16 protein-coding genes are annotated in these 14,759 nt (G+C 69.5%); 9 read left to right on the top strand and 7 right to left on the bottom strand.

Annotated features, from left to right (window positions below; translation table 11 throughout):
* Positions 1-5 precede the first annotated feature (5 nt).
* The 4 genes from budA (at position 6) to IXW69_RS09750 (ending at position 2,979) form a co-directional block, all read left to right on the top strand.
* The gene (gene budA / locus IXW69_RS09760) at positions 6-734 is read left to right on the top strand and encodes an acetolactate decarboxylase (protein WP_194786155.1); all 729 of its coding nucleotides are present in this window, start codon (positions 6-8) and stop codon (positions 732-734) included.
* A 74-nt stretch (positions 735-808) separates the two neighbouring features.
* Entirely contained in the window at positions 809-1,039 is a 231-nt protein-coding gene (locus IXW69_RS11770) for an AlbA family DNA-binding domain-containing protein (RefSeq protein ID WP_228525256.1), read from the top strand.
* 57 nt (positions 1,040-1,096) lie between these two features.
* The gene (locus IXW69_RS09755) at positions 1,097-2,281 is read left to right on the top strand and encodes an ATP-binding protein (protein ID WP_323745271.1); all 1,185 of its coding nucleotides are present in this window, start codon (positions 1,097-1,099) and stop codon (positions 2,279-2,281) included.
* Between the two features lie 212 nt (positions 2,282-2,493).
* Positions 2,494-2,979 (top strand): TspO/MBR family protein, encoded by a 486-nt coding sequence (locus IXW69_RS09750; protein WP_228525254.1) that lies wholly within the window; start codon positions 2,494-2,496, stop codon positions 2,977-2,979.
* A gap of 34 nt (positions 2,980-3,013) precedes the next feature.
* On the opposite strand, the gene IXW69_RS09745 is transcribed toward IXW69_RS09750, so the two are convergent.
* The 7 genes from IXW69_RS09745 to nrdH all read right to left on the bottom strand — a co-directional run bounded on the left by IXW69_RS09745 (position 3,014) and on the right by nrdH (position 7,981).
* The gene (locus IXW69_RS09745; RefSeq protein ID WP_194786154.1) at positions 3,014-3,328 is read right to left on the bottom strand and encodes a PaaI family thioesterase; all 315 of its coding nucleotides are present in this window, start codon (positions 3,326-3,328) and stop codon (positions 3,014-3,016) included.
* Positions 3,329-3,475, bottom strand: coding sequence for a hypothetical protein (locus IXW69_RS09740; protein WP_194786153.1), 147 nt, complete (start codon positions 3,473-3,475; stop codon positions 3,329-3,331).
* A gap of 35 nt (positions 3,476-3,510) precedes the next feature.
* Entirely contained in the window at positions 3,511-4,041 is a 531-nt protein-coding gene (locus IXW69_RS09735; RefSeq protein ID WP_228525253.1) for a GNAT family N-acetyltransferase, read from the bottom strand.
* 459 nt (positions 4,042-4,500) lie between these two features.
* On the bottom strand, positions 4,501-5,079 hold the full coding sequence (locus tag IXW69_RS09730; protein WP_194786151.1) for a hypothetical protein: 579 nt from the start codon (positions 5,077-5,079) through the stop codon (positions 4,501-4,503).
* Between the two features lie 37 nt (positions 5,080-5,116).
* A complete protein-coding gene (nrdE, locus tag IXW69_RS09725) occupies positions 5,117-7,270 on the bottom strand; it encodes a class 1b ribonucleoside-diphosphate reductase subunit alpha (RefSeq protein ID WP_194786150.1) in 2,154 nt (717 codons plus the stop codon).
* Positions 7,255-7,650 (bottom strand): class Ib ribonucleoside-diphosphate reductase assembly flavoprotein NrdI, encoded by a 396-nt coding sequence (gene nrdI / locus IXW69_RS09720; protein WP_194786192.1) that lies wholly within the window; start codon positions 7,648-7,650, stop codon positions 7,255-7,257. The genes nrdE and nrdI overlap by 16 nt, the downstream gene beginning before the upstream one ends.
* 85 nt (positions 7,651-7,735) lie before the next feature.
* Positions 7,736-7,981, bottom strand: coding sequence for a glutaredoxin-like protein NrdH (gene nrdH, locus IXW69_RS09715; protein ID WP_194786149.1), 246 nt, complete (start codon positions 7,979-7,981; stop codon positions 7,736-7,738).
* A 622-nt stretch (positions 7,982-8,603) separates the two neighbouring features.
* On the opposite strand from nrdH, the gene IXW69_RS09710 reads away from it, so the two are divergent.
* From IXW69_RS09710 to IXW69_RS09690, 5 genes are all read left to right on the top strand, one after another.
* A complete protein-coding gene (locus IXW69_RS09710) occupies positions 8,604-9,113 on the top strand; it encodes a transcription repressor NadR (protein ID WP_194786148.1) in 510 nt (169 codons plus the stop codon).
* Between the two features lie 247 nt (positions 9,114-9,360).
* Positions 9,361-10,482, top strand: coding sequence for a PTS transporter subunit IIC (locus IXW69_RS09705; RefSeq protein WP_323745270.1), 1,122 nt, complete (start codon positions 9,361-9,363; stop codon positions 10,480-10,482).
* A gap of 179 nt (positions 10,483-10,661) precedes the next feature.
* Positions 10,662-11,378, top strand: coding sequence for a DUF4956 domain-containing protein (locus IXW69_RS09700; protein WP_194786146.1), 717 nt, complete (start codon positions 10,662-10,664; stop codon positions 11,376-11,378).
* 9 nt (positions 11,379-11,387) lie between these two features.
* Positions 11,388-12,296, top strand: coding sequence for a polyphosphate polymerase domain-containing protein (locus tag IXW69_RS09695; RefSeq protein ID WP_194786145.1), 909 nt, complete (start codon positions 11,388-11,390; stop codon positions 12,294-12,296).
* A 192-nt stretch (positions 12,297-12,488) separates the two neighbouring features.
* Complete coding sequence (locus IXW69_RS09690; protein ID WP_194786144.1) at positions 12,489-14,573, top strand: carbohydrate-binding domain-containing protein; 2,085 nt, start codon at positions 12,489-12,491, stop codon at positions 14,571-14,573.
* Positions 14,574-14,759 lie beyond the last annotated feature (186 nt).

Below are 14,759 nucleotides of genomic sequence, written 5' to 3'. Positions count from 1 at the left end.
GGGACATGGTCGCTGCTCACGCCGTCACCCGCCACGAGATCTTCCAGTCCAGCCTCATCACCTCCCTCGCCCAGGGCGTCTACGAGGACGAGATGAGCCTGGCCGAGCTGCTGGGTCACGGGTCCTTCGGGATCGGGACCTTCAACGAGCTCGACGGCGAGATGGTGATCCTCGGCGGCACCTGCTACCGGCTGCGCTCGGACGGGTCGGTGAGCGTGCCCGAGCTGAGCGAGCGCACCCCCTACGCCGTCGTCACGAACTTCGTCCCCACGATCAGCCGGCCCGTGGCGGGCCCGGTGACGCGGCAGGAGTTCTCGCGGATCATCGACGGCCTCGTCCCGAGCTCGAACTACATGTACGCGCTGCGGGTGACGGGACGCTTCGACTGGGCGAGCGCGCGGACGGTGGAGCGCCAGGAGCGGCCGTACAAGCCGATGGTCGAGGCGACCGACGGCGAGGAGGTCGTGCGCCGCGAGAGCTTCACCGGGACGATCGCCGGGTTCCGCACGCCGCTGTACGAGTCCGGGATCTCCGTGGCCGGCTGCCACGCGCACGTCATCGACGACGAGCGCGGCTGGGGCGGGCACCTCGTCGACTTCGTCCTCGAGGACGGGACGGTCGAGCTGTGCCTCGGCACGGACTTCCGGCTGCGGCTGCCGCTCACCGAGGATTTCAGCACGGCGGACCTGTCCGAGGACATGAGCGAGGAGATCAAGCAGGTCGAGCACCACTGAGGACGCAACCTCAGGAATGAGATAACTCGCCGACTTTTGAGATAACTGTCGTGAGTGAGAGATAAACTCACGACATGGTGACGACAGTCGAAGAGCTCCAAGAAGCGCTCGCTACGCTCACCCTCGAGGAAGGGGACTCCCTCGCGCTCGAGGCGAAGGCCTTCTCCGAGTTCTCGTCCTCCAGCCTGGGCCCAACGATCAGCGCCCTCGCCAACCTCCCTGGCGGCGGAGCCGTCCTGCTCGGCGTGAGCGAGAACGCCGCGGCTCCCCTGATCGGCGTCGATGACCCTCACTCGCTCGCGTAGAAGGCCACGAACCTCGCACGCAATGGCCTGAGCTCTCCAGTCACCGTCGACACAAGAGTGCTCGCCCTGGCTGGCCGCGAGGTGGTCGCCGTCAACGTCTCCGAGGCGACCGCGAACGACAAACCGGTCGAGTTCCAAGGCAAGGCGTACATCCGACAGTACGACGGCGACTACACGATGTCGCTTCAGGAGCGTCAGCAGCTCCTGAGAAGACACGTACGCCCCCGCGACGACAGCATCCCCGTGCCGGGCACGACCGCCGACGACCTCGCCCCTGAGCAGGTGGACCTCTTCATCGCCTCGGTCCGCCGGTCCACACCAGCCCTCGCAGAGACGACTGCGAGCGACATCCTCCGGAGACTCAACGTCGTCACGGCCACCGGGGAGCTGAGCGTCGCCGGCCTGTACGCGCTCGGAACCTACCCCCAGCGGCATCTCCCGCACCTCAGCCTCACGGCCGCCGTCGTCCCCGACCCCCCAGACGGGACCGCCCGCGCCGTCAACCGCAAGGACTTCACGGGCCCCCTCCCACGAATCCTTGCCGACACGGTCGAGTGGGTCGGTCAGAACGTCTCGAGCACGTTGGTTGTCACCCGGGACGGCTACGCCGGGACGACCTTCGAGGTACCCCTGGTCGCCGTCCGTGAGGTCGTCGCCAACGCACTCGTGCACCGAGATCTCAGCGAGGCGACGTCGGGACGCGCCGTCGAGCTGCGGCTGACCTCGCGCGGTCTCGTCCTCACGAGTCCCGGCGGACTGTGGGGCTTGTCAGTCGACCAGCTCGGTACGCCTGACGGAAAGATCGCCGTCAACGAGTTCCTGTACGGGATCTGCCGGCATGCTGGCGGGGAGGAGCGACGCGTCATCGAAGCGATGGGGACCGGCATCACGACCACCCGCTACGCCCTGGAGAGCGCCGGACTTGAGTCGCCGACGTTCTCCGACAACGGCCTACGATTCACAGTCCGGTTCCCCAACCAGGCGCTCCACAAGCAGGAGGATCTTGTCTGGTTGGCCACCCTGCCACTGGAGCAGCTCTCACCAAGTCAGAAGGAGGCTCTCCTGCGGATGCACTCCGGGGCCCAGCTCTCCAACAGCGACTACCGAGCACTGTCCGGCGTTGACTCCACCACGGCACGCACGGAGCTCCAGGACCTCGTGCGTCGCGGCCTCGCGGTCCGCACCGGGGAACGGCGCGGAACGCGCTACGCCGTCGCCCCGACGCCTTCAGCCGAGTCCTGAGCTCAGGCGGCCAGCCAGATCTTGATTGGGTCAGCAACGTCGTCGACGGCAGAGCCGACCGCCACGTTGCTCATCGGCGCACCCGGTCCGCAAGCGCTCACGATGCAGTCAGCGTGCCGCGAAGGAGCCCATTCCCACGTGGGATGCACCGATATCCTGGCCGCACGCGCCACCGCCGTGGCTGGCGCCATCCACGAGCGAAGGAGCACGACATGGCCTCCCACAAGGTGACCGCGCTGGCGACGACGACCGCGATGGTGGTGGCCGCCGCGGTGGTCGGCTCGCTCGCCTCCGAGCCGGACAGCCTCTACTACGCGTCGCTGTCGAAGCCGTCGTGGAACCCGCCCAACGCCGTGTTCCCGGTCGCGTGGACCGCGCTGTACGCGGACATCGCCGTCGTCACGGGACTGACGCTCGCCGAGCTGCGCGAGCGGTCACGCGACGCGGAGGGGCGCCGCTACCTCACGGCCGTCGTCATCAACCTCGTGCTCAACGGCGGCTGGTCCTGGGCCTTCTTCCGGGCGGAGAACCCGGCGGTCTCCGCGATCTGGGCCGGTGCGCTCGCGGTGTCCTCGACGGACCTCGTGCGTCGCTCGTGGCGGGTCAGCCGCGTCAAGGGCGCGGTCCTTGCCCCCTACGCCGCCTGGACCGTCTTCGCGACGGCGCTGTCCGGGGAGATCTGGCGTCTCAACTCCTGACGCCCCGAGGCCGGTCGGCAGGCACAGCCCGGGGTCAGCGCAGCCAGACGGGGTGGAAGGTGCCGCGGGCGACCGCGAGGGGCTGGGCGCCGTCCAGGTCCCCGGCGAGGAGGGCGTCGACGTCGGTCCCGCCCGGCCAGAGCTCGGCCTCGGCGACGCCGACCTTCCGCCCGGCTCGGATCACCCGGCCGAGGACGAAGTGCTCCCCCTCGGGTACGGGCGCGAGATAGTTGAGGGTGAGGGAGACGGTGGGCCAGGTGGCGCCGGAGCGGCCGGCGAAGGCGTAGCAGCAGCCGGCGTCGAGGGCCGTGGCGATGGCGCCTCCGTGGCCCGTGCCGTGCGTGTTCATTCAGTCCTCGCCGAGGGTGACGGAGAGGAGGATCCGCTCGTCGTCGACGTGCAGCGCCCGCAGCCCGATCCTCCGGTGGACCGGGGAGGTGTCGGTGTAGGCGGTGACGGACTCGGGCGTCGGGTCCATGGGAACGGTCTGGTCCATGGCACCGATCCTCCCAGACCGATCGCGGCGCCCGCTCAGTGCGGGCGGATCGTCGTGGGCTCGTCCCAGTTGACCGGTGTCGTCGTACCGCTCTCCCAGTCGTTCCTGAGCATGGCGTAGCCGATGGCATCGTGTCCGGGCTCCCAACCCTCACGGAAACATGCCTCCTTGACCCATCCGGCGCGGCTGAAGGTCGCCCGCATCGCGAGGTTGTCATCGCGGGTCTGCCCCTCGATGCGGCGCGTCTCCGGGTGCGCGGCGAAGACCTCGTCAGTCACCGCACGCAGGGCGAGCGCGCCCAACCCACGTCCCCGATGTGCCTCGGCCAGGCGCAGGTCCACCATGACGGTCGGATCGCCGAGGTCGTCGAGCGTGAGGGTGCCGATCCGGACACCATCGGCCTCCACCCAGTAAGTCTCAGTCCCAGACGACGCCCACCGACCCGAGACCACGGACGCCCGAGCCTCCTCAGGTGTGTAGACCCGACCGGCGTGGAAGGGGAAGACGTTGCCCGCGAGGAACGCCGCGAGATCATCGACATCGGTACCGCCGTCGCCCAAGTTCATGGCGCTGAGTCTGATGCTGGATTCCGTCATGTACGGATCATGGCAGACGCCCATGAACAGGCCTCGAGGAGTCACCCGAGACACGCGGTGAAGCAAGGGCCGACGGCACGAGGTTCTGTACGCGCACGGGCGGTAGCCCTGCGAGTGGACCCGGCAGCCTTCCGGACGGTGGGCGGGCCGGATGTCGCGCGTCTGGCACCAAGCATCCATTAGTACCGAATCTCCCATGATCACAACCCCGGGATGGAGGCATACTCGTTCCGCCGCCGCGATACGTTGCGGAGTGGAAGTCAGCGCCGGGTGCTCGTGTTGTCATGCAGGCCCGGCGCTCGCCGTTTCAGTACCCCGGATCCCGGGCTTGGGTTGACACGTGATCTAACCTGTCACTGCAAGGGGCAGTAGCCCTGCGAAGTGGACCCGGCAGCCTTCCGGACGGTGGGCGGGCCGGGTTTCGTGCACCTAGAGGCCCAGGGCCGTGACGGTGATGTCCAGTCCCTCGAGAGCGCGCCGCCACTCCCCGCCGCGGTGCCATGCCCAGCTGACCGCGTCGGGCAGCCAGAGCAGAGGCTCACTGTGATCGTGAAGGTGGTCGTAGGTGCCGCCCCAGCCGTGGCCGAGGACCTCCCCGAGAACCCGCCGATCCATGTTGAGCACGGAGTCGTTCTGGTTGAGCACGGAGTCGTTCTGGTCGAGGACGATCTGCTGGCAACGGCCCTCACGATTCGCCATGGCCACGGCCCGGAGACAGGTCGAACGGGACGCCCGGGTCCGGTGCTCAACCTGATAGATCTCCGCCCTGACCGGCATCGTGGTGATCGCCCGAAGGACAGCACGACGGACCTCCGGGCGCTCCTTGGTGAAATGAATGGACCGTTGCCCCGGCTTGAGATGGCCACGGAGCTCGGAGCGCAGCCGGTGGACGTCGGCCGGTCGGACGTAGACCGCCGTCATCGAGTAGCCACCCACCTCGGACTCATCGACGAACACCCGGTACGGGCGCGTGGTGTCCCACGCCTCCGCACCGGGTGTCCTCGTCATCGGGGTCTCGCCCTGCGCCGTCGTCGGCTGTGCCGACTCAGAGCATGCAGGACACGCAGCCCTGGACCTCCGTGCCCTCCAGCGCCGCCTGGCGGAGCCGGATGTAGTACAGCGTCTTGATGCCCTTGCGCCACGCGTAGATCTGCGCGCGGTTGACGTCGCGCGTGGTCGCGGTGTCCGGGAAGAACAGCGTGAGGGACAGGCCCTGGTCCACGTGCTGGGTAGCCACCGCGTAGGTGTCGATGATCTTCTCGGGGCCGATCTCGTACGCGTCCTGGTAGTACTCCAGGTTGTCGTTCGTCATGAAGGGCGCCGGGTAGTAGACGCGCCCGATCTTGCCCTCCTTGCGGATCTCGACCTTGGCGACGATCGGGTGGATCGAGGACGTCGAGTTGTTGATGTAGGAGATCGAGCCGGTCGGCGGCACAGCCTGGAGGTTGCGGTTGTAGATGCCGTCCTTCTTGATCTTCTCGGCGAGCTCCGCCCAGTCCTCACGGGTGGGGACGTGCACGGAGGACTTCTCGAAGAGCTCCTTGACGCGCGGCGTCGTCGGGACGAAGTCCTGCGTGGTGTACTTCTCGAAGAACTCGCCGGTCGCGTACTTGGAGTCCTCGAAGCCGACGAACTTCTCGCCGCGTTCCACCGCGATGTCGTGCGAGGCGGACAGGGCCGCGAAGAGCACGGAGGCGAAGTAGACGTTCGTGAAGTCGAGGCCCTCCTCGGAGCCGTAGTGGATCCGCTCGCGGGCCAGGAAGCCGTGGAGGTTCATCTGCCCCAGGCCGATCGCGTGCGACTCGTGGTTGCCGCGGTCGATGGAGGGCACGGAGGGCAGGATCGTCTGGTCCGAGACGGCGGTGAGGCCGCGCACGGCGGTGGCGATCGTCCTCGCGAAGTCCGGGGAGTCCATCGTCTTGGCGATGTTGAGGGACCCCAGGTTGCAGGAGATGTCCTTGCCGACGTGCTCGAAGGTGAGGTCCTCGTTGAGCACGCTGGGCTCGGAGACCTGGAGGATCTCGGAGCACAGGTTGGACATGATGACCTTGCCCTTGATCGGGTTCGCCTTGTTGACCGTGTCCTCGAACATGACGTACGGGTACCCGGACTCGAACTGGATCTCGGCGAGGGTCTGGAAGAACTGGCGGGCGTCGATGCGCGTCTTCTTGATGCGCGGGTCGTCGACCATCTCGCGGTACTTCTCGGTGACGTTGATGTCCGAGAAGGGCACCCCGTAGACGCGCTCCACGTCGTAGGGGCTGAAGAGGTACATCGGCTCCTTGTTGCGGGCGAGCTCAAAGGTGATGTCCGGGATGACGACGCCGAGCGACAGCGTCTTGATGCGGATCTTCTCGTCCGCGTTCTCACGCTTGGTGTCGAGGAACCGCATGATGTCCGGGTGGTGCGCGTGAAGGTACACGGCGCCGGCGCCCTGACGCGCACCGAGCTGGTTCGCGTAGGAGAAGGAGTCCTCGAGCAGCTTCATGACGGGGATGACGCCGCTGGACTGGTTCTCGATGCGCTTGATCGGAGCGCCCATCTCACGCAGGTTGGTGAGCAGCAGGGCGACGCCGCCGCCACGCTTGGACAGCTGGAGAGCGGAGTTGATGCCGCGGGCGATCGACTCCATGTTGTCCTCGATGCGCACGAGGAAGCAGGAGACGGGCTCGCCGCGCTGGGCCTTGCCCTCGTTGAGGAAGGTCGGGGTGGCCGGCTGGAAGCGGCCGGTCATCATCTCGTCGACGAGGTTGAGGGCGAGCTGCTCGTCGCCGTCCGCGAGCGCGAGGGCGACCATGGTGACGCGGTCCTCGAAGCGCTCCAGGTAGCGCTTCCCGTCGAAGGTCTTGAGCGTGTACGACGTGTAGTACTTGAAGGCGCCCAGGAAGGTCTGGAAGCGGAACTTGTGGGCGTAGGCCGCCTTGAAGGCGGACTTCACGAACTCCGGGGAGTACTTGTCCAGGACCGGTTTCTCGTAGTACCCCTCCTCGACGAGGTACTCGAGCTTCTCCTCGATGTCGTGGAAGAAGACGGTGTTCTGGTTGACGTGCTGGAGGAAGTACTGGCGGGCCGCCTCGTGGTCCGCGTCGAACTGGATCTTCCCGTTCGCGTCGTACAGGTTCAGCTTGGCGTTGAGGGCGTGGTAGTCGAGGGCCGGGGCGAAGGACTCCGAGCCCGTGTCCGTCAGCGTGTCTGCCAAAACGTGTCCAATCCTTCTTTGACGCGCGCGACGTCGGTGGGGGTGCCGAGGAGCTCGTAGCGGTACATGAAGGGCACCTTGAGCTTGGCGGCGATGATGTCACCGGCGACGCAGTAGGCCTCGCCGAAGTTGGTGTTGCCCGACGCGATGACGCCGCGGCACAGCGACCGGTTGTGGGGGTCGTTGAGGAACTTGATGACCTGCTTGGGGACGGCGCCCTTGAGGTTGCCGCCGCCGTAGGTCGGGACCAGGAGGACGTACTCCCGGTCCACGCTCAGGGGCTCGTCCTTGGGGCGCAGCGGGATGCGCGCGGTGGGGTAGCCGAGCTTGGTCGCGAAGCGGTGGGTGTTCTCCGAGGTGGAGGAGAAGTAGACGAGCAGGGGCTCGCCCTTCTCCTCCGCCCCGGCGGACGCCGCAGGGGTGGTGTCAGCGGTCGCTGTCTGGGTCACGGGAGCCGACGGCCCCTCAGATGGCGACGGCCTCGACGGCGGCCTGGAGGGCCTTGATCTTGTCCGGGCGGAAGCCGGACCAGTGGTCCTCGCCGGCGACGACGACGGGGGCCTGGGCGTAGCCGAGCGACTTGACCTGGGCGAGCGCCTCGGCGTCCGCGGTGACGTCCACCGTCTCGTAGGACACGCCGGCCTTGTCCAGGGCGCGGTAGGTCGCGTTGCACTGGACGCAGTTGGGCTTGGAGTAGACGGTGATCGCCATATCAGTCACTTCCTGGCAGTCGTGATCGGGGTCATGGGGAGGGGCCGGAAGCCGCGCCCGCTCATCGGCCTCCGGGGAGGCTGACGACGGTGCAACTACACGGTTGTCGTCCGCGGGAGGGCAGGTGTCCCTCGCGGAGCAAGACACTACCCCTAGGGGTCCGGGGCTGTGACCACCCCTAGATGGTGTGGTGGGCGTGGCCCTGTGCATAGCTGACCCCCTTCCTGTGGAGAGCGCCCGCAGGCTTGTGGACGCGGGGTGGAGAGCCGTCTTGCAGACCCCCTGCGTAACCCGTCCGGGACCGCCCTCCATCGGCGGAACCATCGTGCTCCGGGGGTACGACACGAATCCGGCGCCCTCACCCACAGCTCCGCGCCCCCGTCGGGTCCCCAAGGCTCCCCACCCTGGGGACAGAGATCGAAAATTCACCCGTCCGTCCTCCGAGCCCCGGCGTGTCGCCCCGCAGGACCCGGAGCTGCCGGGCACCGACGCCCGCCACCGCCCCGGCCGCGTCCGGGTACGTGGCTGCCCCCTCGCGGCTCCAGGCTCTTGGCGTCCGAGTCGTCGTGCTACGTTCGCGATGATGGCGGACGCCGTCACGACTGGAGACCAGGGAGGGACGATGAACGCCGCAGCACGCCGCGACGAGATCCTCGAGCAGCTCGGGGCGGCCGAGGGCCCCGTCTCCGCCGCCGCACTCGGTGAGCGCCTGGGCGTCTCCCGCCAGATCGTCGTCGGCGACGTCGCCCTCCTGCGCGCCGCCGGGCACGCCGTCCACGCCACCAACCGCGGCTACGTCCTCGCCCGCCCCTCGCCCCGCCCCCGTCGCGCCGTCCACGTGCGCCACGGACGGGAGGACATCGCCGCCGAGCTCAACGCGGTGCTCGAGGCCGGCGGATCGATCCTCGACACCTCGATCGAGCACCGCCTCTACGGGCAGCTCACGGTCGACCTCCTCATCCACGACCATCACGACCTCGACACCTTCCTCGCACGGCTGGAGGAGTCGACGGCGCTGAGCGAGCTCACGAACGGCTGGCACACGCACACCGTCGAGGCCGACTCCGAGGAGCGCCTCGACGACGTCGAGCGTGCTCTGGACGCCCTCGGCTTCCTCCAGCGCGAGGCCTGATCCCAGACGGTAGGACGACCGCAACTGACGGGCGACAGGGCGGCCAGCCAAGAGTGACGGGCGACCGACCGAGGCTGCCGACCCACCAAGCATTCCGGAGCGACCGGGCCGCGCGTACCTCGAGGCGCTGACGAACACCTCCCTCTCAGGTGTCATGACACTCACAGCCCCCGACACCCTCAGGGCCCCTACCCTCTTAGGTGTCAAGACACCCAGGTGTCGTCCCCACCCCCTCGAGGACCCCGCCGTGCCCACCAGCACCTCCGCCCCCGCCCCCGCCCCCACAGCACGCTCCCGCGCCATCGCCTACGCCCACAGGATCCTCATCGAGGGCCTCACGGGCATGGCCCACGGCCTGTTCGCCACCCTCATCATCGGCACGATCCTCACCCAGGTCGGCTCCTACCTCCCCGGGACCGCCGGCCACGTGGCCCTCATCCTGGGCAAGGTCGCCTCCGCCGTCACCGGCGCCGGGATCGGACTGGGCACCGCCCACCGCCTGCGCGCCGACACCTTCGTCCTCATCTCCGCCGCCGTCGCCGGTCAGGTCGGAGCCCTCGCCTCCGGTCTCCTCTCCGGGACCGTCCTCGTCGCGGCCGACGGCGTCACGGCCCTCCACCTCACCGGCCCAGGCGAGCCGCTCGGCGCCTTCATCGCCGCCTGCACCGCCGTCGAGGTGGGTCGGCTCGTGTCCGGCCGCACCCCTGTCGACATCCTCCTCACGCCGCTCGTCACCGTCACCGCCGGCGGCGTCGTCGGGCTGCTCGTCGGCCCGCCGATCTCCCGCGCCATGACGGCGCTCGGCGAGGTGGTCAACTGGGGCACGGAGCGCCAGCCGCTCCTCATGGGGATCGTCGTCGCCGTCGTCATGGGGATCGTCCTCACCCTGCCGATCTCCTCCGCGGCGCTCGGCGTCATCCTCGGGCTCTCCGGCATCGCGGCGGGAGCGGCCACCATCGGCTGCACCACGCAGATGGTCGGCTTCGCCGTCGCCTCGTTCCGTGAGAACCGCTGGTCCGGTCTCCTCGCCCAGGGGCTCGGCACCTCGATGCTCCAGGTGCCCAACATCGTGCGCCACCCGCTCATCTGGGTGCCGCCGACCCTCGCCTCCGCAGTCCTGGGCCCGGTCGCCACGGCCGTCCTGCACATGGAGTCGAACGCCGTCGGCTCCGGCATGGGGTCAGCGGGACTCGTCGGCCAGATCATGACCTGGCAGGTGATGAGCACGAGCGTGCCCTCAGCGCGGCTACTCGTCACCATCCTCCTGTTCCAGTTCGTCGCCCCGGCGGTCCTCACGCTGGGGATCAGCGAGCTCATGCGCGCCCGCGGGTGGATCCGCCCTGGGGAGATGGCCCTCGCTCGAGCCTGAGCGGTCCGCCCGCGCTGGCGCCGTCCGCAGCTGAGGTGAACGGCAGGCGAAGACATCCCGGAGCCCTACCCCTGTCACAGCCTGCGCACGGGATCACTGCCTTGACTCGGGGACACCGGATCGAGAACCGCGTCCAGCGGCTGCGACCCGGCCCTGACTCCGACCCAAGGACCATCCTCATGACGCTCACCGCCCTCGCCCACGTCGGGCTCGACCTGGTCGCCCTCGCCATCCTCATCGGCGCCCTCTACGTGCCCCGGCACTCGCGGCGCGACCTCATGGCGGCCTACATCGGCGTGAACGTCGGTGTCCTCGCCGTCACCCTCCTCCTCGCCACCGCGTCCGTCGGCGCGGGCCTCGGCCTCGGCCTCTTCGGTGTCCTGTCGATCATCCGCCTGCGTTCCACCGAGCTCGCCCAGCACGAGGTCGCCTACTTCTTCGCCGCCCTCGCGCTCGGCCTCCTCGGCGGACTCGAGGCCGGAACCGCCCCGACCGCTGTCCTCATGGGGCTGCTCCTCGTGGCACTGTGGATCGGCGACCACCCGCGGATCCTGCGCCGCAACCGCCACCAGGTCATCATGCTCGACCGCGCCATCGCCGACGAGGCCGCCCTCACCGCCCACCTCGAGACCCTGCTCGGCGCCCGCGTCCAGTCCCTCGAGGTCCAGCGCCTCGACCTCGTCAACGACACCACCCTCGTCGACGTCCGCTACCAGCTCCGCACCCTGCCCGGGCAGGCACCCGCCGACGGCGTCCCCGGCGCCGAGCCCGGAAGCACGCCCGTCGCCCTCCCCGCCCAGTCGCCCCGGCTCCACCCCGTCTCGCCCGCCGAGGCCTGGGCCGCGCCGCAGGACGCCCGGGCCGCCGAGCGCGATGCCGTCCTCGCGGGCCGCTGAGGAGCCACCATGAGCCGCCACGCCGCGATCAGCCGCCCAGCCACCGCTCCCGCCGCACCCAGCGCCGTGCCCGCCCCAGCAGCACCCAGCGCCGTGCCCGCCCCAGCAGCACCCAGCGCCGTGCCCGCCCCAGCCCTGAGGACCGACGGCGTCGGGCCCACCACGCTGGCCGAGCTCAACGCCGCCGCCGGCCTCCTCACCCGCGTCGACCGCAAGTACCTCGTCCCCCTGGACGACACCCAGCGCGTCGTCGACGCCGTCGCCGACCGCTCCCGCGTCCTCGAGATCGACGGGCGCCGCGGATTCGCCTACTCCTCGACCTACTTCGACACACCCGCGCTCGACTCCTACCTCCTGTCCGCGCGCAAGCGCCGTCGCCGCTTCAAGGTGCGCACCCGCTCCTACCTCGACTCCGGCCTCACCTTCCTCGAGGTCAAGACCCGCGGCCCGCGCGGGGCCACCGTCAAGAAGCGCGTCCCCTACGAGCCCGACGACGCCGACCGCCTCACGCCAGCGGGCCGCGACTTCGTCACCGCGTGCCTCCTCGACTCCGGCACGGCCACCGGCGACGCCGCCCGGCGCGTCTCGGCGGCCCTCGTCCCCGTCATGAGCACGACCTACGAGCGCACCACGCTCCACCTGCCCGAGGACGAGGCCCGCGCCACCGTCGACACCGGCCTCGTGTGGACCCCCCTCGACGCCGTGGGGCGCCCCTGCGGGACCTCCCGCGAGGCGGGCGCGCTCGCCGTCGTCGAGACGAAGAACCCCGCCACCCCCTCCCCCACCGACAGGCTGCTGTGGTCCGTCGGGCACCGCCCCGCCCGCGTCTCCAAGTACGCGACCGGTATGGCGCTCCTCCACCCCGAGCTGCCCGCGAACAAGTGGCACCGGGTCATGAGTCACGAGCTCGCCGCCTAGCCCTGCCCGCCCCTCCTCGCGCCGACAGTGCCCTCGTGCCCTAGAACGCATCCTCGCCCGAGTCACCGGGAACGCGAAGCAACCTCACTCACGCCTCACAGCGATATCACAAGGCGGCTCGGAAGCATCGAGGCCGTACGAACCGATCAACCGATCCCCCGCCGGGCCGCCCGGCGCCACCAGGAGACCCACATGAAGAACCCCCTCAAGCACCTCAGCCGCTCCGGGAGGACCTCTCGGGGCACCCAGAAGCGCGCCGGCGGCGCCGTCGCCTCGCTCGCCGCCATCGCGCTCGTCGCCGGCTGCGGGACCGCGGCGGCCTCGGGCTCCTCGAGCAGCTCCGCCTCCGCGAGCAGCACCTCGAGCTCCTCGGACGCCTGGACGACCATCACGAGCGAGGTCGCCAAGGCCTCCACCGGCGCCACGGTCTCCGACATCACCTCCGCCAACGCCAACACCTCCGACGCCACGGGTGCCTCCACCTCCGAGGAGAACTCCGGCTCCTGGGACACCTCGAGCGCCACGACGATCACCCTCGACGGCGACTCGGTCAAGGTCTCCGGCTCCGACGCCGACTACGTGACCGTGGACGGCACGACGGTCACCATCACCGGCTCCGGCACCTTCGTCGTCTCCGGCACCCTCGACGACGGCGAGCTCGTCGTCAACGCCTCCGACGCCGACGTCCACGTCGTCCTCGACAACGCCTCCATCACGAACGTCGACGGCGCCGCCGTCGACGTCCAGGACGCGGGCAGCGCCGTCGTCGTCCTCGCCGACGGCTCGAAGAACACCCTCACGGACGGGAAGAGCTACTCCGACACCTCGGACGACGCTCCGAAGGCCGCCCTCTACTCCCACGACGACCTCACCATCACGGGCACCGGCGAGCTCGCCGTCACCGGCAGCTCCAACGACGGCATCTCCTCGAAGAACGGCCTCGTCATCCAGGGCGACACCACGATCGAGGTGACGGCCGCGGACGACGGCATCGTCGGCAAGGACTACCTGCTCGTCTCGGGCGGCACGATCACCGTGGACGCGCAGGGCGACGGACTCAAGTCCTCCGAGGACAACGACGAGACCAAGGGCTTCGTCCAGCTCGGCAAGGCGAAGATCACCATCACCGCCGGCGACGACGGCGTCCAGGCCACCACCGACGTCACCGTCGACGGCACGACCCTCGACGTCACGGCGGGCGGCGGCCAGGCGAACGCCTTCACCGACCAGCAGGGCCCGGGCGGGCAGGCGCCTTCAGATAGCGGCCAGGCGCCCTCCGACGGCGGGCAGGGAGGGCCTGGGGGCCAGGGCGGTCAGCCGCCGAGCGATGGCCAGGCCCCGGGCTCCGAGGACTCGAGCAGCTCCAGCGACTCGAGCAACAGCTCGGGCTCGTCGAATTCCGGCGTCCTGTCCGACTCCTCGAGCTCCGACAGCAGCTCCTCCGACATCGCGACCGCGGCCGCCAGCGACTCTGCTACGTCCTCCGCCACCGACTCGGCCAGCGACTCCGCCACAGCCTCCTCCGGCTCAGACAGCAGCTCCTCGTCCTCCAGCTCGGACGACACCTCGAAGCCCAAGGGCATCGACGCGGGCGTCTCCTACACGCAGGACTCCGGCACCGTCACCCTCGACGCCGCTGACGAGAGCATCCAGTCCGCCTTCATCAACGTCAACGGCGGCACCCTCGACATCACCTCCGGCGACGACGGCATCAACGCCACGAGCTCCGACTACACGATCGAGGGCTACGAGAACGCGGACTCCGAGGCCGACGACGGCGCCTACCTCACCATCACCGGCGGCGAGGTCCAGATCGACAACGCCTCCTCCGACGGCATCGACTCCAACGGCTCCGCGAAGATCAGCGGCGGCGAGATCGCCATCTCGGGCACCTACGGCTCGCCGGACGGCTCGGTCGACGTCAACGGCGACCTGTCGGCCGTCGGCGCGAACGTCTCCTCCTCTGTCGCCGAGGGCGACACGATCACGGTGACGAGCTCGGACGGCTCGAGCTGGGAGCTCAGCTCGGCGATCTCCGACTCCTCGTACACGATCCTCGGCCTCACGAGCGGCACGACCTACACCGTGGAGTCCACCTCGGGCGGCTCCACCTCGGTCACCGCCGCGGAGGTCACCGTGACCGGCGGCGGCATGGGTGGCCAGGGCGGTCCGGGGCAGCAGAGCAAGTCCGGCTCGTCCAACTCCGACAGCAACACGTCGTCGAGCATTGACAGCAGCTCAGACAGCAGCACCTCGAGCTCCGACAGCAACAGCTGAGCCGGCCGCCGCGGGCGGCCCCGTGGTCAGTTCTCGTGACTTTCACCGACGAGCCGCCAGGGCGCCCGCACCATGACGCGGATCAATCCGGGGCGGGCACCCGCGCACCGCTGAAAGTCACGAGAACTGACCACCTCGAGCAAACCGGGACGCCGGTGGCCCCGACCCAGCAGCTGGGTCGGGGCC

Origin of the sequence: Actinomyces haliotis (assembly GCF_015355765.1) — a bacterium.
GTDB classification, from domain to species: Bacteria; Actinomycetota; Actinomycetes; order Actinomycetales; family Actinomycetaceae; genus Actinomyces; species Actinomyces haliotis.
This window is presented reverse-complemented; position numbering and strand designations above follow the sequence as displayed.

Coding starts and splice junctions, on each gene's coding strand:
- budA (WP_194786155.1), top strand. CDS start 6: ATGGTCGCTGCTCACGCCGTCACCCGCCACGAGATCTTCCAGTCCAGC.
- IXW69_RS11770 (WP_228525256.1), top strand. CDS start 809: ATGGTGACGACAGTCGAAGAGCTCCAAGAAGCGCTCGCTACGCTCACC.
- IXW69_RS09750 (WP_228525254.1), top strand. CDS start 2,494: ATGGCCTCCCACAAGGTGACCGCGCTGGCGACGACGACCGCGATGGTG.
- IXW69_RS09745 (WP_194786154.1), bottom strand. CDS start 3,328: ATGAACACGCACGGCACGGGCCACGGAGGCGCCATCGCCACGGCCCTC.
- IXW69_RS09740 (WP_194786153.1), bottom strand. CDS start 3,475: ATGGACCAGACCGTTCCCATGGACCCGACGCCCGAGTCCGTCACCGCC.
- IXW69_RS09735 (WP_228525253.1), bottom strand. CDS start 4,041: ATGAACTTGGGCGACGGCGGTACCGATGTCGATGATCTCGCGGCGTTC.
- IXW69_RS09730 (WP_194786151.1), bottom strand. CDS start 5,079: ATGACGAGGACACCCGGTGCGGAGGCGTGGGACACCACGCGCCCGTAC.
- nrdH (WP_194786149.1), bottom strand. CDS start 7,981: ATGGCGATCACCGTCTACTCCAAGCCCAACTGCGTCCAGTGCAACGCG.
- IXW69_RS09710 (WP_194786148.1), top strand. CDS start 8,604: ATGAACGCCGCAGCACGCCGCGACGAGATCCTCGAGCAGCTCGGGGCG.
- IXW69_RS09700 (WP_194786146.1), top strand. CDS start 10,662: ATGACGCTCACCGCCCTCGCCCACGTCGGGCTCGACCTGGTCGCCCTC.
- IXW69_RS09695 (WP_194786145.1), top strand. CDS start 11,388: ATGAGCCGCCACGCCGCGATCAGCCGCCCAGCCACCGCTCCCGCCGCA.
- IXW69_RS09690 (WP_194786144.1), top strand. CDS start 12,489: ATGAAGAACCCCCTCAAGCACCTCAGCCGCTCCGGGAGGACCTCTCGG.